A 21,031-nucleotide genomic window follows, 5' to 3' on the forward strand; every position below is an offset into this window, starting at 1 on the left:
CTACGTGCTTCGGTCACCGGTCGACGCCTCCCATCACGGGGTCGATGGATGCGACGGCGACGATGACGTCGGCGACCTGGCCGCCCTCGCACATCGCCGCCATGGCCTGGAGGTTGGTGAAGGACGGGTCGCGGAAGTGGACCCGGTAGGGGCGGGTGCCACCGTCCGAGACGACGTGCACGCCGAGTTCGCCCTTGGGCGACTCGACCGCGGTGTACGCCTGCCCTGCCGGGACCCGGAAGCCCTCGGTCACCAGCTTGAAGTGGTGGATCAGGGCCTCCATGGAGGTGCCCATGATCTTCTTGATGTGGTCGAGCGAGTTGCCGAGTCCGTCCGGTCCGAGCGCGAGCTGTGCGGGCCAGGCGATCTTCTTGTCGGCGACCATGACCGGTCCCGGTGCGAGCCGGTCGATGCACTGCTCGATGATCCGCAGCGACTGGCGCATCTCCTCGAGACGGATGAGGAAGCGGCCGTAGGAGTCGCAGCTGTCCGCGGTGGGGACGTCGAACTCGTAGTTCTCGTAACCGCAGTAGGGATCGGTCTTGCGCAGGTCGTGCGGGAGTCCGGCGGACCGCAGGACCGGGCCGGTGGCGCCGAGCGCCATGCAGCCGGTGAGGTCGAGGTAGCCGACGTCCTGCATGCGGGCCTTGAAGATGGGGTTGCCGGTGGCGAGCTTGTCGTACTCCGGCAGGTTCTTCTTCATGGTCTTGACGAACTCGCGCAGCTGGTCGACCGCGCCCGGGGGCAGGTCCTGGGCGAGTCCGCCGGGCCGGACGAACGCGTGGTTCATGCGCAGGCCGGTGATCAGCTCGAAGAGATCGAGAACGAGTTCACGATCGCGGAAGCCGTAGATCATGATCGTCGTGGCGCCGAGCTCCATGCCGCCGGTGGCGATGCACACCAGGTGCGAGGAGATCCGGTTGAGCTCCATCAGCAGCACGCGCAGGACGGTGGCCCGGTCGGGGATCTGGTCCTCGATGCCGAGGAGCTTCTCGACTCCCAGGCAGTACGCCGTCTCGTTGAAGAACGGCGTCAGGTAGTCCATGCGCGTGACGAAGGTGGTGCCCTGCGTCCAGTTCCGGAATTCGAGGTTCTTCTCGATGCCGGTGTGGAGGTAGCCGATGCCGCAGCGGGCCTCGGTGACGGTCTCGCCGTCGATCTCCAGGATCAGCCGGAGCACACCGTGCGTGGAGGGGTGCTGGGGACCCATGTTGACGATGATGCGCTCGTCGTCGGACTTGACCGCCGACTCGACGACCTCGTCCCAGTCGCCGCCGGTGACCGTATATACAGTCCCCTCGGTGGTCGCACGGGGTGTCGCGTGGGGAGTGGTCATCAGGAGTACGACCTCCGCTGGTCCGGAGCCGGGATCTGGGCGCCCTTGTACTCGACGGCGATGCCACCGAGCGGGTAGTCCTTGCGCTGCGGGAAGCCCTGCCAGTCGTCCGGCATCATGATCCGGGTGAGGGCGGGGTGCCCGTCGAAGATGAGCCCGAAGAAGTCGTACGTCTCGCGCTCGTGCCAGTCGTTGGTCGGGTAGACCGCGACGAGGGACGGGATGTGCCGGTCGTCGTCCGGCGCGGACACCTCCAGCCGGATGAGCCGGCCGTGGGTGATCGAGCGCAGGTGATAGACGGCGTGCAGCTCGCGTCCCTTGTCACCGGGGAAGTGGACGCCGCTCACGCCCGTACAGAGCTCGAAGCGCAGAGCCGGGTCGTCGCGCAGGGTGCGAGCCACCGTGGGCAGGTGCTCGCGGGCGATGTGGAAGGTGAGCTCGTCGCGGTCGACGACCGTCTTCTCGATGGCGTTGCCGGGGAGCAGACCCTGTTCCTCCAGGGCCCCTTCCAGCTCGTCGGCCACCTCGTCGAACCAGCCGCCGTAGGGGCGCGCGGTGGCGCCCGGCAGCGCGACGGTCCGGACGAGGCCGCCGTAGCCGGAGGTGTCGCCGCCGTTGTTGGCGCCGAACATGCCCTTGCGTACGCCGATGACCTCGCCGTGCTCGTCGCGCGCGGCGGGGACGCCGTTGGCGCCGGGCTCCTTGTCGCTCATCGCAGCAGCCCCTTCATCTCGATCAGGGGCAGCGCGTTGAGTGCCGCTTCCTCCGCCTCGCGGGCGGCCTCCTCGGCGTTGACCCCGAGCTTGGAGCCCTGGATCTTCTGGTGCAGTTTGAGGATCGCGTCCATCAGCATCTCGGGCCGCGGCGGGCAGCCCGGCAAATAAATATCAACCGGGACAATATGATCAACACCTTGAACAATGGCGTAATTGTTGAACATTCCACCCGATGACGCACAAACCCCCATGGAGATGACCCACTTGGGGTTCGGCATCTGGTCGTAGACCTGTCGCAGGACGGGCGCCATCTTCTGGCTGACCCGCCCCGCCACGATCATCAGGTCCGCCTGCCGCGGCGATCCGCGGAAGACCTCCATGCCGAACCGGGCCAGGTCGTAGCGCCCGGCCCCGGTCGTCATCATCTCGATGGCGCAGCAGGCGAGGCCGAAGGTGGCCGGGAAGACGGATGACTTCCGTACCCAGCCGGCGGCCTGCTCGACAGTGGTCAGCACGAAGCCGCTGGGCAGCTTCTCTTCGAGTCCCATGTGTGCCCCTCAGCCCCTCAGTCCCATTCCAGGCCGCCGCGTCGCCATACATACGCGTAGGCGACGAAGACGGTGAGCACGAAGATCAGCATCTCGACGAGCCCGAAGATCCCGAGGGCGTCGAAGGTGACCGCCCAGGGATAGAGGAAGACGATCTCGATGTCGAAGACGATGAAGAGCATCGCCGTCAGGTAGTACTTGATGGGAAAACGGCCGCCTCCGGCTGGAGTCGGGGTGGGTTCGATACCGCACTCGTACGCTTCGAGCTTCGCCCGGTTGTACCGCTTGGGGCCGATAAGCGTGGCACTGACCACGGAGAAGATCGCAAACCCTGCCCCGAGGGCGCCGAGCACGAGGATGGGCGCGTAGGCATTCACGCTCCTCGCTCCTTCCAGTCGTCCTTGACCGTTGGACCGCATCGGGCGACCTGGCTCGCCACCTCACCAAGATCGTGCACATGTGAGGCAGTTCACAAGCCCGACTGCCCCGCATCCTATGCCTGCCGTCCTGTGATCTGCGACACGGGGTACGACAACGTCTTTGTGATCTCCACCACCTGACGAACGATCATGAAGTCGGATGAGCGGTGATCTTCGTACATGAAGCGGTCGAGTGATCACGAGACGTGACATCTGTTGCCGTTACCGCTGGTCAAAGAGGTGTCGCACTATCAAGCCCCGGCGGCGGGCGCCAAATTGGCGATGGACGCGATCGGGTGATAAAGGGATCTGCCCCACTCTGCGATCGGCGCGGGTCACTCGCGCGGGGGTTCGCGCGGAACGAAGTGGACGCCTCCCGACATCCACCCCCAATCGGGCGAATGGGTCACCGGACCCCGCCAGTTCCGCGCCGGCCGCACGCTCCGCGCACGGACCCTCGTATGCCCGTCACGCGGAGACCATGTGGTGACCTGCGTCACACGCCCGAGGTCTCCACAGAAGCGGGCTTGGCCAACAGTGTGAACGGATGGTAAGTGACGGGCAATTCGGGCGTATTACCGATAACCCGTGATCACGGGGGTGTTCGCGCATGTCCATTTTGCCCGTTACGGCGTCAATAAAGGCCCTCAGAAAGCGGATTCACAGATTCCGGACGTAACTGTGTCGCAACACACGTTTCTTGATGGGACCCCTGAGGCCCTGATAGCGCTAGTACCCATGTCCCACACCGCTCTCATACCCAGCCACCGGAAGCCCCGCCGAAACGCCTCGAAGACGGCGCTGCGGGCCGGAGTTGCCGGTGGCGTCCTCAGCACCATCGCGGTCGCAGGCGCTGCCGGTCCGGCCCAGGCCGAGCCGGTGACCCAGACCATCGAGATGCCCACCATCACGGCCGGGCTCTCCACCTCCGTCGCGGCGTCCGCCGAGGCCACGCAGCAGGTCGCCCTGGACCTGGAGACGCAGGCCCACGAGGACGCCGCAGCCACGACCGCCGCCAAGGCCGCCAAGAAGGCCAAGGCCGAGGCGGTCCGCAAGGCCGAGGCCGAGGCAGCCAAGGAGAAGGCCGAAGCGGCCGCGAAGGCCAAGGCGGAGGCCGCCGCTCGCGCCTCCCGCTCCGCCGCGCGCACGACGCTGAGCGCCTCCACCGGCTCCTCCTCCTCGTCGTCGTCCGCCACGACGTCGTACTCCTCCACCGCCACGGGCTCCGCCGTCGTCGCGTTCGCGCAGGCACAGGTCGGCGACGCGTACGTGTCCGGCGGCACCGGCCCCAACTCCTGGGACTGCTCCGGCCTCGTCCAGGCCGCGTTCCGCTCGGTGAGCGTCGACCTGCCGCGTGTATCGCAGAGCCAGTCGACCGCAGGCACCCAGGTCTCGCTGAGCAACCTCCAGCCGGGCGACATCCTGTACTGGGGCAGCGCGGGCAGCGCGTACCACGTCGGGATCTACGTGGGCGGCGGCCAGTTCGTCGGAGCGCAGAACTCCTCCACCGGTGTGGTGCAGAAGTCCCTGGACTACGACCCGCCGTCGGGCGCGGTCCGCGTCCTCTGAGTTCACGGATTCACAAGCGCCTCGGCGCACATCGAAGGGCCGCCGCTCCCCCGCTCGGGAGCTGCGGCCCTTCGCCGTTCCCGGCAGGTTCGCGACGTCGCCCCCCGGCGGCCGGGGGTGACGTCGCGAACCTGCCGGACTCCGTCCGCCGGAGCTTGTGAACTGGGGCGAACAGCCCCCGCGTCACCGAGCACAGGACGGCCCCGCCATGTCCACTCCCCGCACCGGCACCACGCTCCGGACTCCGTTACGCGGCCGCCTGGCCGTGCTCTCCGTGACGCTGGGCATCTTCGCCGTCGTCACCACCGAGATCCTGCCGATCGGTCTGCTGACGCCGATCGGGGCCGACTTCGGCGTCGCGGACGGCACGGCGGGCCTGATGATGACGATGCCGGGGCTCCTCGCCGCCGTCGCCGCTCCGGTGGTGACCCTCGCGACGGCCCGCGCCGACCGGCGGCTGATGCTCGGCGCCTTCGTCCTGCTGCTCGCGGTGGCCAACTTCCTCACGGCCGCCGCGACGTCCTACTGGGTGGTCCTGGTCGCCCGGGTCCTCGTCGGCATCACCATCGGCGGCTTCTGGTCGATCGGCGCCGGTCTGGCCGGCCGGCTGGTCCCCGCCCCGTCCGTCGCACGGGCGACCGCGGTCGTCTTCGCCGCCGTCCCCCTCGGGTCCGTGCTCGGCGTCCCCGCCGGCACGCTCATCGGCGATCTGGCGGGCTGGCGCACCGCGTTCGCCACCATGGGCCTGCTGTCCACCGCAGTGCTGGCCCTGCTGCTCCTGACCCTGCCCGCCCTGCCGCCGGAACGGGTCACCCGCCCCGCCGTGCTCCGCGCCCTGCTGCGCGGCGCCGGCACCCGGTTCGCGCTGCTGATGACGTTCCTCGTCGTACTGGCGCATTTCGGCACGTACACCTACGTCACGCCGTTCCTGCGGGAGGTCACCCATGCCGGCCCGGGGACGGTCACCGGCTTCCTGCTCGTCTACGGGGCGGCGGGCGTGGCCGGCAACTTCCTCGGGGGCGCCCTCGTGCCGCGCTACCCGCACGCCGCGTTCGGGGCGGCCGCCGCGACGATCGCGGCCGCGACGGCGCTCCTGCCCGTCCTCGGCCGGTCCGAAGCGGGCGCGCTCGCGCTCCTCGTCCTGTGGGGCCTCGGATACGGCGCGGTGCCGGTCTGCTCACAGGCCTGGTTCGCCCGTGCGGCACCGCACACACCCGAGGCCGCCTCGGTCCTGTTCACCGCGTCGTTCCAGGCGACGATCGCCGCCGGCGCGCTGGCGGGCGGTTACGTCGTCGACCACGCCCCGCTCCCCGCGGTCATGACGCTCGGCGCCGCGACCGCGGGTCTCGTGGTGCTTGCCGCCAGGATCCACTTCGTACGGACGCCGCCTTTGAGCACCTCGGGGTAGTTGCTCAGGGCCGGTTCGCGCTGGGCAGGGGTCGCCCGGGCGTGGGCCTGGACGAGCCGGCCGGGCCTTCCCCGGCCCCGCCGACCGGCCGGCTCCCGCACCGTCCGTCGCACGTGCGACCGCGGTCTTCCTCGCAGCCGTCCCCTCCGGTTCCGCGCTCGGCGCCCCCTCCGGCACGCTCATCGGCGATCTGACGGGCCGGCGCACCGCGTTCCCCGGTTCACAAGCGGTCGAGCGGTCCCGTGTGCGCTCGCCGACGGGAGACGACGACATTGGCCGTATCTCGTCTGGCGCCCCACAACCCGCTCGGGCCTAATGATGCTCCCGCGCCACGCATTGCGCGGCTGGTTGTGACGACAGCACGGGGGGACCATGGATCACACAGGCGGCATCGGTGTACCGCCTTCCGGACCTCCGCCTCAGCCGCCTCCCCGGCCCCCGTCTCAGCCGTTTCCTCAGGCGCCACCTCAGATACCGCCGATGCCGCTGCCTCCCCGCAGGGGGAGCAAGCTGGAACTCCGGGTCCAGCGGCAGACTCTGTGGGTGGGGTCGGCGGCGCTTCCGTTGCGCAACGTCAGCTGGGTCGAAGTGTTCCGGCTGAGGCCCGCTTGGGGCAAGGCGGGCGTCTACTTCCTGCTGTTGGTGTTCGTCGCCTTCTTGGTCTCCAGCCGGTTCGGCTCCACGAGCGGGGGCGGCGGCGGGGGCCCTGCACCCGGCGTCCTCGCCCTGTTCGTCCTGGTCGTTGTCGGCGCCCTCCTGCTCTCGTCGAGGAAGCCGGTGCTGGTCGTCGAGCTGAACAGCGGTTCCCGGGTGGTCCTGACCCTGCCGACCATGGACGAACTGCGTGCGATCGCCGGGCAGATCGTGTACGCGATCGACCACCCGGAATACGAGTTCTCCGCCACCCTCGAGCAGCACAACACGACGAACAACTTCGGTTCAGTCGTCAACATGAACGGCGGCAGGGGAAACACGGGGATCAAACTATGAGCGACACATCGAACTACTACGGAGACGTCGTCAACGTGAACGACGGCGAAAAGGTCATCGGAATCAACCACGGCACCGTCATCCACAACGACGGCACCACTCAGGACGCCGAACTCCAAGCTGCCGTGGCGGACCTCACCCGCCTCCTCAACGACCTGCGCCCGGTGCTCACCACGGACCAGGCCCAGACCGTGGTGAGCGCGCTGCCCGCGCTCACCGCCGACCGGGCCACCCTGCGCGAGCGTGGCATGACCCTGGCGTCCGTCTCACAGATCGCGGCGACCGTGGGCGAGGTGGGCAAGCCCGCCGTGGAGGCGCTGGGGCGGCTGCTTGCGCTGCTGGGCTGAACGGGTCCGGCCCCGTCCGCAGGCCTTCGGACCTCAAGGTCAGCAATGCGACCATGAGCGTCCTTGAACGCTCATGGTCGCGATGATCACGACCGCGGAGCCACCTTCGTCAGACCGTTGATGATGCGGTCCATCGCGTCGCCGCCCGCCGGGTCGGTGAGGTTGGCGAGCATCTTCAGGGTGAACTTCATCAACAGCGGGTGCGTGAGGCCGCGCTGGGTCGCGACCTTCATGACCTTCGGGTTGCCGATCAGCTTCACGAAGGCGCGGCCCATCGTGTAGTAGCCGCCGTAGGTCTCCTTGAGCACCTTGGGGTAGTTGCTCAGGGCCAGTTCGCGCTGGGCAGGGGTCGCCCGGGCGTGGGCCTGGACGATGACGTCCGCGGCGATCTGACCCGACTCCATGGCATACGCGATGCCTTCGCCGTTGAACGGGTTGACCATGCCGCCGGCGTCACCGACGAGCAGCAGGCCCTTGGTGTAGTGCGGCTGGCGGTTGAACGCCATCGGGAGGGCGGCGCCGCGGATCGGCGTCGTCATGTTCTCGGGGGTGTAGCCCCAGTCCTCCGGCATGGAGGCGCACCACGCCTTGAGTACCTCGCGCCAGTCCAGCTCCTTGAAGGCGGAGGACGAGTTGAGGATGCCGAGGCCGACGTTCGACGTGCCGTCGCCCATCCCGAAGATCCAGCCGTAGCCGGGCAGCAGCCGGTCCTCGGCCCCGCGCCGGTCCCAGAGCTCCAGCCAGGACTCCAGGTAGTCGTCGTCGTGGCGGGGCGAGGTGAAGTAGGTGCGGACCGCGACGCCCATCGGGCGGTCCTCGCGCCGGTGCAGGCCCATAGCGACGGAGAGCCGGGTGGAGTTGCCGTCCGCGGCCACGACGAGGGGGGCGTGGAAGGTGACCGGGGTCTTCTCCTCGCCCATCTTCGCGTGCACACCGGTGATGCGGCCGGTGCGCTCGTCCTTGATCGGGGCGCCGACGTTGCAGCGCTCGTACAGCCGCGCGCCGGCCTTCTGCGCCTGGCGGGCCAGCTGCTCGTCGAAGTCGTCGCGCTTGCGGACGAGACCGTAGTCCGGGTACGAGGCCAGGTCCGGCCAGTCCAGCTGGAGCCGGACGCCGCCGCCGATGATGCGCAGGCCCTTGTTGCGCAGCCAGCCGGCCTCTTCGGAGATGTCGATGCCCATGGAGACGAGCTGCTTGGTGGCGCGCGGCGTGAGGCCGTCACCGCAGACCTTCTCGCGCGGGAAGGCTGTCTTCTCCAGGAGGAGGACGTCGAGTCCGGCCTTCGCGAGGTAGTACGCGGTGCTGGAGCCGGCTGGGCCTGCCCCGACGACGATCACGTCCGCGCTGTGTTCGGAGAGGGGCTCGGTCACGGTCGGATCTCCCGAAGACTCGAATTCGCGTGCCGCGCGGCACATGTCCCGTGCAGTCTATGGGGGCCTGCTGATCAACCCTCCGAAGGGCTCCCCGATGTCGATCGCACCTCCCGCACTTCCCGTCGTACAGCTGCGTGTCCCGACCGACGAGGACGCGGTGGCCTGGCACCGCGCCTTCGACGACCCGGAGGTGATGGAGTTCTTCGGCGGTAGGTCCGACGAACTGTCCATGTACGAGGAGTGGACTGCCCGCCAGCGCAGACACGACGCGGAGCTGGGCTTCTGCCTGTGGACCGTGCTCGACGGGGACGGCGAGGTGCTCGGCTTCACCGGCGCGCAGCCGTGGCCGCAGAGCGCGTACGGCCCGGTGGGCGAGATCGAGATCGGGTGGCGGCTGGCCCGGCCGGCCTGGGGGCTCGGATACGCGACCGCGGCCGCGCGCGTCACGCTGGAGCGGCTGCGCGCGGCCGGGGTCGAGCGGGTGGTGGCGACGATCGACGCGCTCAACGAACGGTCGATCGCCGTGGCCCGGCGCCTGGGCATGGAGCAGGCCGAGAGTTTCACGACGCCACGGGAGGGCCAGGAGGTGCGGTGCTTCCGGCTGGAGCTGACCGGTGACGTGCCGGGTCAGCCCGTGTAGCCGGCCGGCCGGACGGAGCGGGGCGTCGAGGGTCCGTCGGGGCCGATGACCTGGTCGGTGGACCCGTCGGTGTCGGACCGGTCGGACTGCGGTGACTCCGTCGCCGGCTCGCTGCTCCGGGTCGGGGCGGGCTTGTTGTCGTCGCCGTCACGGTCCTTCAGTGCCAGCACACCGGCGGTCACCCCTCCGCCCACGAGCAGCGCCGCGGCGAGCGTCGCGCACCAGACGGCCACGCTCCGCCTGCGGCCGGACGGTTCGGGCGCGGACGCGAACGGACCCGCCCCGGCGGTGGTGGGCGTGGACACGTGCATCGGTGTGGTGGTGGCCGTCGGGGCGTACGGGGCGTACGCCCCCGGCGCCGCCGCCGGGTACCCCGGGTACGCCGGAGGCAGCGCACCGGGCCGCCCCGTCAGCCGCAGCAGGTACGGCGCGACGAACACCGCGCCCCCTACCCACAGCAGGCCGAACAACAGCACGTCCGACAGGCTCAGGGCGAACTCCACGGTGCCCCGGCGGTCCACGCCCTCGGTGCTGCCGGAGAGCTCCGCCGACATTCCGCCCACCGCGGCCAGCACCAGGAAGAGCAGCAGGAACAGGCCTCCCACGGTGGCCTGTTCGCCTCTGCCCGCCGAGCGGCGCGCGGCCAGCAGCCCTACCGTCAGCGCGCAGACGACGCCGGTGACCAACGCCCCGGTCACCGCCCAGCCGCCGAACGCGTCATCGAGATCGGACAGGCCGACGGTGCCGTGCTCCGTACCCGAGCCGAGGAAGTCCATCCACCCCCGCAGGTCGTACTCGAAGTGGGCACCCCAGCTCACACCGAGCACCTGCAGTCCGATGTTGGGCAGCAACGGCAGGGCGATCAGCAGGGCTTCACCGTCGACGTCGTCCGCGGTGGCGTACGTGACGAAGCCGACCACGGAGCAGAGCAGCACCACGACGCCGAGCGCCCTGAGCGCCGTGCCCGCGGCCCGGACCAGGGTCAGCGTCCCGGGCCGTTCCGCCAGCCACCGGGCCGCCGCGTCGCGTTGCAGTACGCCGCCGGCGACCAGCAGCGCCATGACGAGCGCACCGAGCGCGGCGAGGACCGGGGAGGACGAGACCGAGACGTCCGCGACCTCGGGCTGCGCGAAGAGTCCGAGGAGCAGGACGGCCGCGGTGGCCACGAGGCTGATCCGTACGGCGGCCTCCAGGCCACCGCCCTGCCGGCGGACCGTACGGGCGCCGAGAATCAGCGCGCCGATCCAGAGCACGGTGACGGTGAGCGGCACGAGGGCGAGGACGTAGCTGCCCTGGGCGCCGGGGTCCAGTCCTGCGAAGTCCGACCCGAAGTCCGGTCCGCCGGAGCCGTAATCGAAGTCGGAGCCGTAGTCGTAGTCGGAGCCGTAGTCGGAGGGGTTCAGGCCGCCGGACCCGGCCGGCCGCAGTTCGAAGCCTCCCCCGAACGCCTGGAGCAGCATCGCGAGCGCGATCCTCAGCCGGTCGCTCCAGCCGACGACGACATCGTCGCCCTGGCCGTACGTGGGGATGGAGAGCGCCACCGCGAGGGCCACGATCAGCCCGCTCGGCCAGGCGGCGGCCTTCACCGAGCCCGCCCAGTCACCCCGGAACACCCGGCCGAAGAAGGCACCGAGCGGTGACGGCCCCGCCGGGGCGGCAGGCATCGGGGCGTACCCGGGCGGCGGGGGCGGGCCCGCCGGAGCGGGCGGCACCACGGCAGCGGGCGGTGCGGGCGGCGGGAGCGGGGGCGCTGCGGGCATGTGCGGGGGCGTCGCGGGTGTCGGCGGGGGCGTCGCGGGTGTCGGCGGGCGTTCGCGTCCGCACTTCATGCAGAAGCGCGCATCATCCGGCGCCTGGGTTCCGCAGAAGGGGCAGTACGACGGCATGAGGACTCCGCACGGAGGAGACGGGGACGGCCGGAACGGTGACACAGGGGAACGGGAAAGACGCGTGCCGTATCAACGGACACATCTTCCCCGTTACCCGGTTCCCGTCAACTCGGATCCTCGGCACCGGACTTCACCGGGTGGCGGCCCTGTCGGGCACGCACCTCCCCGCGTCCCTCAGGCGCGCACGCCCCGGTGCAGCGCGACGATGCCACCGCTGAGGTTGCGCCAGGCGACCTTCGACCATCCGGCCCGCTGGAGCTTGGCCGCCAGCCCGGGCTGGTCGGGCCAGGCGCGGATCGACTCGGCGAGATAGACGTACGCGTCGGGGTTGGACGACACTGCCCGCGCGACCGGCGGCAGCGCCCGCATCAGGTACTCGGTGTAGACGGTCCGGAACGGTGCCCAGACCGGCTGGGAGAACTCGCAGATGACCACCCGGCCGCCCGGCTTGGTCACCCGGTACAGCTCACGCAGTGCCGCGTCGGTGTCCTGGACGTTGCGCAGCCCGAAGGAAATGGTCACCGCGTCGAAGGTCTCGTCGCGGAACGGCAGCTTCGTGGCGTCGCCCGCGGTGAACGGCAGCCAGGAGTTGCGCTTCTTGCCCTCGCGCAGCATGCCGATGGAGAAGTCGCACGGCACGACGTACGCACCGGTCGCGGCGAACGGCAGCGAGGACGTCGCCGTCCCGGCGGCCAGGTCGAGGACCTTCTCCGCGGGCCGGGCGTGCACCGCCGCGGCGACCTCCTTGCGCCACAGCCGGGCCTGGCCGAGCGAGAGCACGTCGTTGGTGAGGTCGTAGTTCGCCGCCACGTCGTCGAACATCGAGGCGACTTCGTGCGGCTGCTTGTCCAGGGAGGCTCGGGTCACCCACCCATTCAAGCAGCCCGGCCCGGCCGCGTCGGGGCGGGCCCGCTGTCGGGGAACACCGCGACGGCGGTCAGCGGCGCGGTCCCCCGGCGGCGGCACCCGGCCCTGCGACCCCACGGGCACTGCCTCGGCGGCGATGAGCCGCGGGATTCGGGATTCGGACACGTTTTCCCCTCCGGCTTCAACCTTTCCGGCCCGGCGTCGCTCAGTAACAGGCGTAGTGACCACCGACAGACCGTAGAGGAGGCCGGATGACCGCCGGACGCAGCCCGGGCGCCCCTGGCTTCGAGGAGTTCGCCCGCGTGAGTCAGCGCCGGCTGTACCGCACCGCGTACCTGCTGTGCGGGGACGCCGACGCCGCCCGCGACCTCACCCAGACGACGCTGGCGAAGCTGTTCCAGCACTGGGGCCGGGCGAGCGCAGCCGACCATCCGGACGCCTACGCCCGCACGGTGCTGACCCGCACCTACATCGCCGAGCGCAGGCGCCGGCTGCTCGACTTCCGTGCCCATACACCGATCGCCGCGCACACGCCCGCGGTCGGTCCCGAGCTGACGGTCACCCTGCTGGCCGCGCTCGCCGAACTGCCCGCCCGTGCCCGGGCGATGGTCGTCCTGCGGTATTGGGAGGACCTGAGCGTGGAGAGGGTCGCCGAGCTGCTGCGCTGCAGCCGGTCCACCGTGAAGAGCCAGTGCTCGCGCTCGCTCGTCACCCTGCGCACCCGCCTGGGCGACGCGCATCTCTACACCACCCGAAGCTGAGGAGACCGTCGTGGACATGAATACGGACCGCTCCCCCGGCCGGGGGCCAGGCCCCGGGGCCGAGGCACTGCTGATCAGGGCGGCCATGGAAGAGACCGCCGAGAGCGCGCCGTCGCTGCCCGATCTGGTGCCGGTCGCCCTGGTTCAGGGCCGCAGGCGCCGCAACCGCGCCCGTGCCGTCGGGGCCGGGGTGACGGGCGTGGTGGCCCTGGGAGTGTTCGGCGCGCTGCTGCCGATGTGGGGCTCCGGAGGGGACGCGCAGACGGCGCGGACCGGGTCCGCCGCCTCGCAGACCGCGACGCCCTCTCCGGCCGCTACCGGCCGGCCCGCGCCCACGCCCGTGCACATCGAGCCGACCGCCGGTGAGACGTCGATGGCCGATCTGCCACCGGCCGAACGGGCCCGGCAGGAGGAATTCCAGCAGCAGGTCGCGGTGCTGCTGGACGAACTGCTCCCCGCGCGGCTCGGCACCGTCCGTCCGGTCGATCTGGCGGTGGACCGCTATCAGGGCGGATCGGACGGCAACACCTTTCCGGTCATCTTCTCGGTACGCCCCCAGGCCGATCCGGGGGATGCCGGCGCGGATCCGCCGTGCCAGGACACCCCGTCGAAGGGCTTCCGGTGCAGGACGGTGATGCTGCCGGACGGCATCAAGGTCCGCTCCTTCAGCGCGGTGGGGAACCAGAAGGGCTCGCAGGCCATCACCGGCGTCGGCCTCTCGTTCACGTACGGCAGGAGCAGCGTCAGGCTCTCGGTCGACGGTGACGACTCCTCGATGGTGTCGGCGCCGGTCACCGTGGACCAGCTGCTCCATGCCGCCCGTGACCCCAGGACCCTGAAGCTCGTGAAGTACGCGGACGGGCATCCGATGGAGGACAAGGAGCACTCCGTTCGTGGCGGCTGACAGCGGACGGCACCAGGGACAGCGATGGAGGCGGGGAGGCCGTCGGCTCGCCCGGCAGGAGCGCCGGCGCCGCAGCCGGATACGCGTGCTGGTCGCGGTACTCGTCCCGGCGACGCTGATCTGCGCCGCCGCGGTCGCCGATCCCCTGTGGGCGGGCGGCCACGACCCAGCGGCCGCGGCGGCCGGGCCGGAGCCGACGGGCTCCGGCCCGCCCGGCACGTCGTCCTCCCCCAGCGCGAGGCCGAGGACGACCACCGCGCCTCCCACCCGCTCCCCGGCCCCCTCCCGCTCCGCTGCCCGGGCCGGTCGGGCTCCCGGTGTCCCGGCATCCGGCCCGGGCACGTTCACGGTCGCCCGCGCGGGCGCCACGTCCGGCAGCGGGAACGCCTACCGGATCGAGGCCGAGGACGGGTCCGGCGTGGACCCCGACGCGGCGGCCACCCTGATCGCCGACGTCCTGGCCGCGCCGCGCGGCTGGGCACACGGCGGGGCGCGCTCGTTCCACCGGGTGGCACAGGGCCCTGCCGGGCTGGTGATCCGTATCGCCACTGCGGCGACCACCGACCGCGTCTGCGGGGCGGAGGGCCTGGACACCCATGGCGAGGTCAACTGCCGGGTGGGCGGGGTGGTGATGGTGAACCTCAAGCGCTGGCAGACCGGTTCGCCCGAGTTCCACGGCCCCCTCGCCGAGTACCGCGCCCTGATCGTCAACCACGAGGTCGGCCACTGGCTGGGCCACGGCCACGAGACCTGCGCGGGGGCCGGCTTGCCCGCCCCCGCGATGATGCAGCAGATCTACGGCCTCAGGGGATGCGTCTCCAACGCCTGGCCCTACGACTCCAAGGGGCAGTACCTCGGCGGCCCTTCCGTACGGTGACTCTTCCCCGGACTCATCCCCAGCCACCACCTCGTACACGTGTGGACTGAACCAATTGGCATCGGCACCGGTCTATACCCCGGGGAGTGGAATCCACCGAGGACTGGGGAGGGGCGCGGATGTCCGCAGGGGATGTGCGCCGGAGCGGGCAGCGGGGACGCGGACGGAACCGGCTGTTCGCCAAGGCCGTCGTGCCGGTCGTACTGGTCACGGCGGCCGTCGTGGGCATCCGGTGGAACGGGGGCCACGATCCGGGTACGTCCTCCGCATCCGCCACCTTCACGGTCGCCCGGGCGGGCGTCTCGGAGACGGGCAAGGGCGACGCCTACCGGGTCGAGGTGGAGAAGGGCTCCGGCCTGGACGCGGACGAGGCCGCCGCCGAGGTCGCCCGCGTCCTGGCCGCGCCGCGTGGGTGGGCGCACCACGGCGAGCACTCCTTCCGCCAGGTCGCCGAGGGCCCGGCGGGCCTGGTCATACGGATCGCCACACCCGCGACCACGGACCGGATCTGCGGGAAGGGCGGGCTCGACACGCACGGCGAGGTCAACTGCCGCGTGGGGACCGACGTCATGGTCAACCTGAAGCGCTGGGAGCAGGGTTCGCCGGAGTTCCACGGCCCGCTCGCCGACTACCGCGCCCTGATCGTCAACCACGAAGTGGGCCACTGGCTCGGCCACGGCCACGAGACCTGCCCCGGCAAGGGCCGCCCCGCCCCCGCGATGATGCAGCAGATCTACGGCCTCAAGGGATGCGTCTCCAACGCCTGGCCCTACGACCCCGCGGGGCACTACCTCGGCGGCCCGTCCGTACCGTGAGCCCCGCGGGCGCGGCCTACCTGCCCCGGTACACCAGTCGTCCCGCCGCCACCGTCGCCACGCAGCTCGCCCCGCCCGCCGCGAGCAGTGCTGCCTCGTCCGGCACGTCGAAGGCGGCGAGATCGGCCCGCCCCCCGACGGCGAGCGGCGCCACCGTCGCGCCGGCCACCGTCTCGGCCCCGGCCAGCGGATCGAGCCGCGGTGTGCCGCCCGGAGCCGCCGGCCCGCCGATCACCAGCAGCCCGGACCGGCGCATGGCCGTGATGAGGGCGGGTGGTGCGGTGGGCGCGGCCGTCGCCGCGGTCGTCCCGTGGCGGAGCATGCGGTGCAGCCCGCGCCTGATGCTGCCGGCCCGCCAGGTGTCGTCCGGCCCGAGCGCGTCGAGTGCCTCGCCGGTCAGCGGTGCCGTGCCCAGGGTGTCCGCCTCACGCGGATCGGGGAAGTAGGTCTCCTCCAGCAGCCTGACCGCGTCCCGTTGGACGAGACCCGGGGTCAGGAGGCCCGGCCAGCGCCGGACCCGGGCGGCGGGATGGACCGCGGCCAGTTCACCGTACGGGCCGAAGGCGACGGTCACCGCGTCCTGGACGACCACCGCCCCGTCGGGCACCGCAGCACGGCCGCCGCCCGGCAGGAGCAGGGCGGCGGCGTGAATCGTCAGCAAGGCGAGGGGCCCTAGTTGGCGTTGAGGAGCTTGAGCTCCGGGTGGGCGGTGCCGCCCTCGATCGCAGTGGACGAGATGTGCGAGACGACGCGCTCGTCGACCGGGTCGTTCGCCGGGTCGTCGTGGACGACCAGGTGCTCGTACGTGGTGGCGCGCTGGGCCGGCACCCGGTCCGCCTTGCGGATCAGGTCGATGATCTCCAGGCGGTTGGAGCGGTGCTTGGCGCCGGCGGAGGAGACGACGTTCTCCTCCAGCATGATCGAGCCGAGGTCGTCCGCGCCGTAGTGCAGCGACAGCTGGCCGACCTCCTTGCCGGTGGTGAGCCAGGAGCCCTGGATGTGGGCGACGTTGTCCAGGAAGATCCGGGCGATGGCGATCATCCGCAGGTACTCGAAGAGCGTGGCCTGCGTCTGGCCCTTCAGCTTGTTGTTCTCCGGCTGGTACGTGTACGGGATGAAGGCGCGGAAGCCGCCGGTGCGGTCCTGCACGTCGCGGATCATGCTCAGGTGCTCGATGCGCTCGGCGTTCGTCTCGCCGGTGCCCATCAGCATGGTGGAGGTGGACTCGACACCGAGCCGGTGTGCGATCTCCATGATCTCCAGCCAGCGCTCGCCGGACTCCTTGAGCGGGGCGATCGCGGTGCGCGGCCGGGCCGGGAGCAGTTCGGCGCCGGCACCGGCGAAGGAGTCGAGACCGGCGGCGTGGATCCGCTGGATGGCCTCCTCGGCGGAGACCTTGGAGATCCGGGCCATGTGCTCGATCTCGGAGGCGCCCAGTGAGTGGATGACGAGCTGCGGGAACGCCTTCTTGATCGCGGAGAAGTGCTCCTCGTAGTACTCCACCCCGTAGTCCGGGTGGTGCCCGCCCTGGAACATGATCTGCGTGCCGCCGAGCTCGACCGTCTCCGCGCAGCGGCGCAGGATGTCGTCGAGGTCGCGGGACCAGCCCTTGGCGGTGTCCTTGGGCGCGGCGTAGAACGCGCAGAACTTGCAGGCGGTGACACAGACGTTGGTGTAGTTGATGTTGCGCTCGATGATGTACGTCGCGATGTGCTCAGTACCCGCGTAACGGCGTCGGCGCACGGCGTCGGCGGCCGCGCCCAGGGCGTGCAGGGGCGCCGACCGGTAGAGGTCGAGGGCCTCCGCCGGAGTGATCCGGCCGCCTTCGGCGGCTCGGTCGAGGATGGGCTGGAGGTCGGCCTTCTCGGTCACCGGGCTGTCACCTTTCGGCGGTTTTTCAACGGATCTACGGACCGGTTCAGCGTACGCCAGGGCCTGTACGGGTCGGCGGCCGGACCGGGCCGGTGCGCCGTCGGTGAGTCCCGGGCCGTTACCGGTCAGCGCTCGGACCGGGTCAGCGTGCCGTACGGGAGCCCGGCTCCCCGCTCGTCGGACCGGAACCGCAGGGCGCCGTCGTCGGTGCGCGTGAAGTGCAGGTCGGTGGGTGTGGTGGTGCACAGCCCCGCCGCACCGGGGTGCTCGGGGTCGGCGCGTTCCCGGAGCTTCAGTTCCCTGACCGTGCCGGAGGTGAGAGTGGCGACGCTGTAGCAGCTGAGGTCCACACCGAGGCCCGTGATCGTGGTCGTCATGTGGAGGACCTCCGCGCCCTTCTTCCCCTTCTCGAACACCGCGGTGAGGGTGCCGTGCGGCGCTCCGGTCGTCTTCTCGGTGAGCGGCCCCCGCCACGTGCCGAGGAAGGCGGCCGGAACCTCGGCGACCTGACCCGGGGTGCCGGTGGCGGAGCCTGCGGGCGGGGACGGCTCGGCGGACGAGGTGTCGCCGGGGGAGGTGGCCGACGGGGTCCTGCCGACGTCACCGTGCCCGGCGGTGTCGTCGCCGCCCCCGCCCGGCATGAGGTCGAAGAGGAACGCGCTGCCCACGGTCACCGCGGCGAGCGCACCGGCCACCGCGAGCGCGACGGTGCAGCTGAGCCTGCGCCCACGGTGCCCGCCCGGCCGCGAGTCGGCACCCATGGTGACGGCGAACCGGGGATCAGGGGTGCGCTGTCCCGGCACCCCGTCCGCCCCGGTGGCGGGCGGCGGGGTGGGGCCGGCCGTCGCGAGCGGCTCGACCGGCGGGCCGAAGACGCCGAGGGCCCCGCCGCTCCCGCCCGTGCCGAACGAGGCGTTGGTGAACGGCACCGGTCCCGACCGCACCGGCGCCTCCTGCGGTTCCAGGTCCAGCAGGGCGACCGCCGACCGGCTGACCTCGCGCACCAGCGGAGCGGGCAGCCAGCCCGCCGCCACCGAGGCCGCCGCACCGCCTGGCGCCAACTGCCGGGCGAGCTCCGCCGGGGTGGGCCGGTGGGCCGGGTCCTTCGCCAGGCATGAGGCGATGGCGTCGCGCATCGCGCCTTCCAGCTCGCCCAGTTCGGGTTCCTCGTGCACCACCTTGTAGAGGAGGACGGCGGAGGAGTCGCCGAGGAAGGGGGCGGACCCCGTCGCCGCGTACGCCAGCACCGCGCCCAGCGAGAAGATGTCGGCCGCACCCGAGATGTCCAGGCCGCGGATCTGCTCCGGCGCCATGTAGCCGGGCGAGCCGACCGAGACACCGGTGGAGGTGAGGGAGGCGGTGGCGTCGATGGCCCGGGCGATGCCGAAGTCGATCAGCCGGGGGCCGTCGAGGGCGAGCAGGACGTTGGAGGGCTTCACGTCCCGGTGGATCAGGCCCTGCCCGTGGACCGCGGCCAGCGCCTCGGCGAGGCCGGCACCCAGGGTGCGTACCGACTGCTCGGGCAGCGGCCCGTGTTCGGTGACGGCTGCCGACAGCGCAGGCCCGGCCACGTAGCCATGGGCCACCCACGGGACGGGGGCGTCCGGGTCGGCGTCCAGGACGGGTGCGGTCCACTGCGCGCCGAGCCGCCGTGCCGCGTCCACCTCGCGCCGGAACCGGGCGCGGAACTGCTCGTCGAGCGCGAAGTGCGGGTGGACGACCTTGACCGCGACGGTCCGGCCGCCCGCGCTGCGCCCCAGATAGACACGGCCCATGCCGCCGGCTCCGAGTCGGCCGAGCAGCCGGTAGCCACCGATGCTCAGCGGTTCGCCGGCTTCGAGCGGCTGCATATACGGACTCCCTTGTGGACCGGCCGGACCTCCGACCGAAGCCTAGGGGCGAAGGTCATCGGGTCACAGGGGAAAGCATCCGCCGATTTCGCCCTCAAGGGAACGAACGACGCCATTCGTCACCGTGAAAGGCGTGAATGCGCCCTTCCCCGGTCGATTGAGGGAGGGATCGGGACCGGATCGGGGGCGTGCTTCCGGCACCTTCCGCCAATCGGCCATTCAACGCGAATTCGCCCGAATCGATATCCGTACATCCGCACCCGGGTTCCGCGGGCGGGGCCCCGGTGGGAATGGCCGGGCATTCCCGTCCGACGCGTGCGGACGGCACGCGGCGGGGGAACCCCGGCGTGATCCCTCAGCCGCCGAGCAGCTCGACGTTCACATCCGCCGGGAAGCCCGTCGTCGGGCCGGTCCGGCGCGCGAACTCCTTGACGCCCGCCAGCTGCGCGGGCCCGAAGCGGAAGTCGAGCGTCGTGAAGTAGCGCTCCAGGACCTCCGCGTCGAAGGCCTCCCAGCGCGCGGCCTGCTCCGCGACCTTGGTGACCTCCTCCAGGGAGACGTCCCGCGAGGCCAGGAACGCCTCGTGCACCTTCTTCACCGCGGTGGGCTCGGCCGCCAGGTAGTCCCTGCGCGCGGCCCAGACGGCGAAGACGAACGGCAGCCCCGTCCACTCCTTCCACATCGCGCCCAGGTCGTGGACCTGCAGCCCCAGCCGGGGGGCGTCGTGCAGGTTGGCGCGCAGCGCGGCGTCACCGATGAGGACGGCGGCGTCGGCCTCCTGCATCATCAGGCCGAGGTCCGGCGGGCAGGTGTAGTAGTCGGGCGTGACACCGAACCGCTCCGCGAGGAGCAGCTGCGCCAGCCGTACGGAGGTGCGGGAGGTCGAACCGAGCGCCACCCGGGCCCGGTCGAGGTCCTCCAGGGGCCGCTGCGACACGATCACGCACGACATGACGGGCCCGTCGCAGCCGACCGCGATGTCGGGGAAGGCGACCAGGTCGTCGGCGTTGCGCAGGAACTCCACGAGGGTGACGGGGCCGATGTCCAGATCGCCCCTGATCAGCTGCTCGCTGAGCTTCTCCGGGGTGTCCTTCGAGAGCTCCAGGTCGAGCAGGGTTCCGGTCCGTGCGAGCCCCCAGTAGAGGGGGAGGCAGTTCAGGAACTGGATGTGGCCGACGCGCGGCCGGCTGCGACGGTCGTCGCCTGCGACGGTGGTGACGGTTGAATTGTCCACATCGCGAGGCTAGACCCGTGACCGGCCGACGGCCTCACCGGGGGCGCGCGGCGTCGCTTCGGCCCCTCTTCCGGAGGCTCCGGAATGGGTACCGAAGGCCTCTCGGGAAGGGTTCGGAAGGCGCCCGGATGAGCCTCCTGGAGCACCCGTCCACACGGCAATCAAACATCCGGGTGAAGTGATCTTTCCCTCTACCCTTCCGTACATGCTGCGTGCTAGGCTCATCGCCAAGTTGCAGTTTGGTTTCCCTTGCAGTACAGAGCCTGCGGAGCATGTAACCCGCAGGCTTTTGTAGTTTTCAGACTTCTTTGCAGGTTCTGGAGCAGGGCAACCCTTTGGCCCAAGGAGGGCTTATGGCTACCGGAACCGTCAAGTGGTTCAACGCTGAAAAGGGCTTCGGCTTCATCGCCCAGGACGGCGGCGGCCCGGATGTCTTCGTCCACTATTCCGCGATCAACGCGTCCGGGTTCCGCTCCCTCGAGGAGAACCAGGTCGTGAACTTCGACGTCACTCAGGGACCCAAGGGTCCGCAGGCTGAGAACGTCACCCCGGCCTAGTTGCCCGGGTCGGCCGATCGCGGCCGGTAACGCAGTACCCAAGGAGCCCCGCTCCCCCG

21 protein-coding genes and 1 pseudogene are annotated in these 21,031 nt (G+C 71.0%); 10 read left to right on the forward strand and 12 right to left on the reverse strand.

The window, feature by feature from the left end:
* Nucleotides 1-13 precede the first annotated feature (13 nt).
* The 4 genes from OG538_RS14835 to OG538_RS14850 are packed head-to-tail and all read right to left on the reverse strand — an operon-like array spanning nucleotide 14 to nucleotide 2,977.
* Nucleotides 14-1,336: an NADH-quinone oxidoreductase subunit D gene (locus tag OG538_RS14835; RefSeq protein ID WP_328895718.1), complete on the reverse strand. Its 1,323-nt coding sequence runs from the start codon at nucleotides 1,334-1,336 to the stop codon at nucleotides 14-16.
* Nucleotides 1,336-2,049 carry an NADH-quinone oxidoreductase subunit C gene (locus tag OG538_RS14840; RefSeq protein WP_406093772.1) on the reverse strand — a complete coding sequence of 238 codons (714 nt, stop codon included), beginning with the start codon at nucleotides 2,047-2,049 and terminating at the stop codon, nucleotides 1,336-1,338. The genes OG538_RS14835 and OG538_RS14840 overlap by 1 nt, the downstream gene beginning before the upstream one ends.
* Complete coding sequence (locus OG538_RS14845) at nucleotides 2,046-2,600, reverse strand: NADH-quinone oxidoreductase subunit B family protein (RefSeq protein ID WP_073964532.1); 555 nt, start codon at nucleotides 2,598-2,600, stop codon at nucleotides 2,046-2,048. Before OG538_RS14845 ends, OG538_RS14840 begins: the two co-directional genes overlap by 4 nt.
* 17 nt (nucleotides 2,601-2,617) lie before the next feature.
* Complete coding sequence (locus OG538_RS14850; RefSeq protein WP_136328529.1) at nucleotides 2,618-2,977, reverse strand: NADH-quinone oxidoreductase subunit A; 360 nt, start codon at nucleotides 2,975-2,977, stop codon at nucleotides 2,618-2,620.
* 780 nt (nucleotides 2,978-3,757) lie between these two features.
* Between OG538_RS14850 and OG538_RS14855 the strand changes: the two genes are divergently transcribed.
* From OG538_RS14855 to OG538_RS14870, 4 genes are all read left to right on the forward strand, one after another.
* Nucleotides 3,758-4,588 (forward strand): C40 family peptidase, encoded by an 831-nt coding sequence (locus OG538_RS14855; RefSeq protein WP_406093775.1) that lies wholly within the window; start codon nucleotides 3,758-3,760, stop codon nucleotides 4,586-4,588.
* A gap of 208 nt (nucleotides 4,589-4,796) precedes the next feature.
* Nucleotides 4,797-5,996 (forward strand): MFS transporter, encoded by a 1,200-nt coding sequence (locus OG538_RS14860; RefSeq protein ID WP_406093777.1) that lies wholly within the window; start codon nucleotides 4,797-4,799, stop codon nucleotides 5,994-5,996.
* Nucleotides 5,997-6,476: 480 nt separating this feature from the next.
* Complete coding sequence (locus OG538_RS14865; protein WP_406093779.1) at nucleotides 6,477-6,986, forward strand: DUF6232 family protein; 510 nt, start codon at nucleotides 6,477-6,479, stop codon at nucleotides 6,984-6,986.
* Entirely contained in the window at nucleotides 6,983-7,333 is a 351-nt protein-coding gene (locus OG538_RS14870) for a hypothetical protein (RefSeq protein WP_406093781.1), read from the forward strand. The genes OG538_RS14865 and OG538_RS14870 overlap by 4 nt, the downstream gene beginning before the upstream one ends.
* Nucleotides 7,334-7,419: 86 nt before the next feature.
* Here the strand turns inward: OG538_RS14870 and OG538_RS14875 are convergent, their stop codons facing one another.
* Complete coding sequence (locus OG538_RS14875; RefSeq protein WP_406093783.1) at nucleotides 7,420-8,703, reverse strand: geranylgeranyl reductase family protein; 1,284 nt, start codon at nucleotides 8,701-8,703, stop codon at nucleotides 7,420-7,422.
* 97 nt (nucleotides 8,704-8,800) lie between these two features.
* On the opposite strand from OG538_RS14875, the gene OG538_RS14880 reads away from it, so the two are divergent.
* A complete protein-coding gene (locus tag OG538_RS14880; RefSeq protein ID WP_406093785.1) occupies nucleotides 8,801-9,346 on the forward strand; it encodes a GNAT family N-acetyltransferase in 546 nt (181 codons plus the stop codon).
* Here the strand turns inward: OG538_RS14880 and OG538_RS14885 are convergent.
* From OG538_RS14885 to OG538_RS14895, 3 genes and pseudogenes are all read right to left on the reverse strand, one after another.
* Nucleotides 9,334-11,106 (reverse strand): zinc ribbon domain-containing protein, encoded by a 1,773-nt coding sequence (locus OG538_RS14885; protein WP_406100454.1) that lies wholly within the window; start codon nucleotides 11,104-11,106, stop codon nucleotides 9,334-9,336. The two genes, OG538_RS14880 and OG538_RS14885, sit on opposite strands and share 13 nt — an antisense overlap.
* Nucleotides 11,107-11,163: 57 nt before the next feature.
* A pseudogene (locus tag OG538_RS14890) lies at nucleotides 11,164-11,232 on the reverse strand (zinc-ribbon domain-containing protein); the annotation flags it as partial.
* Between the two features lie 177 nt (nucleotides 11,233-11,409).
* Nucleotides 11,410-12,102 (reverse strand): demethylmenaquinone methyltransferase, encoded by a 693-nt coding sequence (locus OG538_RS14895; RefSeq protein ID WP_406093787.1) that lies wholly within the window; start codon nucleotides 12,100-12,102, stop codon nucleotides 11,410-11,412.
* A 251-nt stretch (nucleotides 12,103-12,353) separates the two neighbouring features.
* Between OG538_RS14895 and OG538_RS14900 the strand changes: the two genes are divergently transcribed.
* The 4 genes from OG538_RS14900 (at nucleotide 12,354) to OG538_RS14915 (ending at nucleotide 15,459) form a co-directional block, all read left to right on the forward strand.
* Nucleotides 12,354-12,863 carry a SigE family RNA polymerase sigma factor gene (locus tag OG538_RS14900; protein WP_406093789.1) on the forward strand — a complete coding sequence of 170 codons (510 nt, stop codon included), beginning with the start codon at nucleotides 12,354-12,356 and terminating at the stop codon, nucleotides 12,861-12,863.
* 16 nt (nucleotides 12,864-12,879) lie between these two features.
* Entirely contained in the window at nucleotides 12,880-13,767 is an 888-nt protein-coding gene (locus OG538_RS14905; RefSeq protein ID WP_406100148.1) for a hypothetical protein, read from the forward strand.
* On the forward strand, nucleotides 13,757-14,644 hold the full coding sequence (locus tag OG538_RS14910) for a DUF3152 domain-containing protein (RefSeq protein WP_406093791.1): 888 nt from the start codon (nucleotides 13,757-13,759) through the stop codon (nucleotides 14,642-14,644). Before OG538_RS14905 ends, OG538_RS14910 begins: the two co-directional genes overlap by 11 nt.
* 86 nt (nucleotides 14,645-14,730) lie before the next feature.
* Complete coding sequence (locus OG538_RS14915; protein WP_406093793.1) at nucleotides 14,731-15,459, forward strand: DUF3152 domain-containing protein; 729 nt, start codon at nucleotides 14,731-14,733, stop codon at nucleotides 15,457-15,459.
* Between the two features lie 16 nt (nucleotides 15,460-15,475).
* Here OG538_RS14915 and OG538_RS14920 read toward each other — a convergent pair whose 3' ends face one another.
* The 4 genes from OG538_RS14920 to OG538_RS14935 all read right to left on the reverse strand — a co-directional run bounded on the left by OG538_RS14920 (nucleotide 15,476) and on the right by OG538_RS14935 (nucleotide 20,415).
* Nucleotides 15,476-16,120, reverse strand: coding sequence for a hypothetical protein (locus OG538_RS14920; RefSeq protein WP_406093795.1), 645 nt, complete (start codon nucleotides 16,118-16,120; stop codon nucleotides 15,476-15,478).
* Between the two features lie 11 nt (nucleotides 16,121-16,131).
* Nucleotides 16,132-17,331: a cyclic dehypoxanthinyl futalosine synthase gene (gene mqnC, locus OG538_RS14925; protein ID WP_406093797.1), complete on the reverse strand. Its 1,200-nt coding sequence runs from the start codon at nucleotides 17,329-17,331 to the stop codon at nucleotides 16,132-16,134.
* 125 nt (nucleotides 17,332-17,456) lie between these two features.
* Nucleotides 17,457-19,181: a protein kinase domain-containing protein gene (locus OG538_RS14930; protein ID WP_406093799.1), complete on the reverse strand. Its 1,725-nt coding sequence runs from the start codon at nucleotides 19,179-19,181 to the stop codon at nucleotides 17,457-17,459.
* A 355-nt stretch (nucleotides 19,182-19,536) separates the two neighbouring features.
* Nucleotides 19,537-20,415, reverse strand: coding sequence for a menaquinone biosynthetic enzyme MqnA/MqnD family protein (locus tag OG538_RS14935; RefSeq protein WP_406093801.1), 879 nt, complete (start codon nucleotides 20,413-20,415; stop codon nucleotides 19,537-19,539).
* 353 nt (nucleotides 20,416-20,768) lie between these two features.
* Here OG538_RS14935 and OG538_RS14940 point away from each other — a divergent pair, with 353 nt between their 5' ends.
* Entirely contained in the window at nucleotides 20,769-20,972 is a 204-nt protein-coding gene (locus tag OG538_RS14940; RefSeq protein ID WP_003967102.1) for a cold-shock protein, read from the forward strand.
* Nucleotides 20,973-21,031 lie beyond the last annotated feature (59 nt).

Source organism: Streptomyces sp. NBC_01013 (assembly GCF_045162765.1).
Taxonomy (GTDB): Bacteria; Actinomycetota; Actinomycetes; order Streptomycetales; family Streptomycetaceae; genus Streptomyces.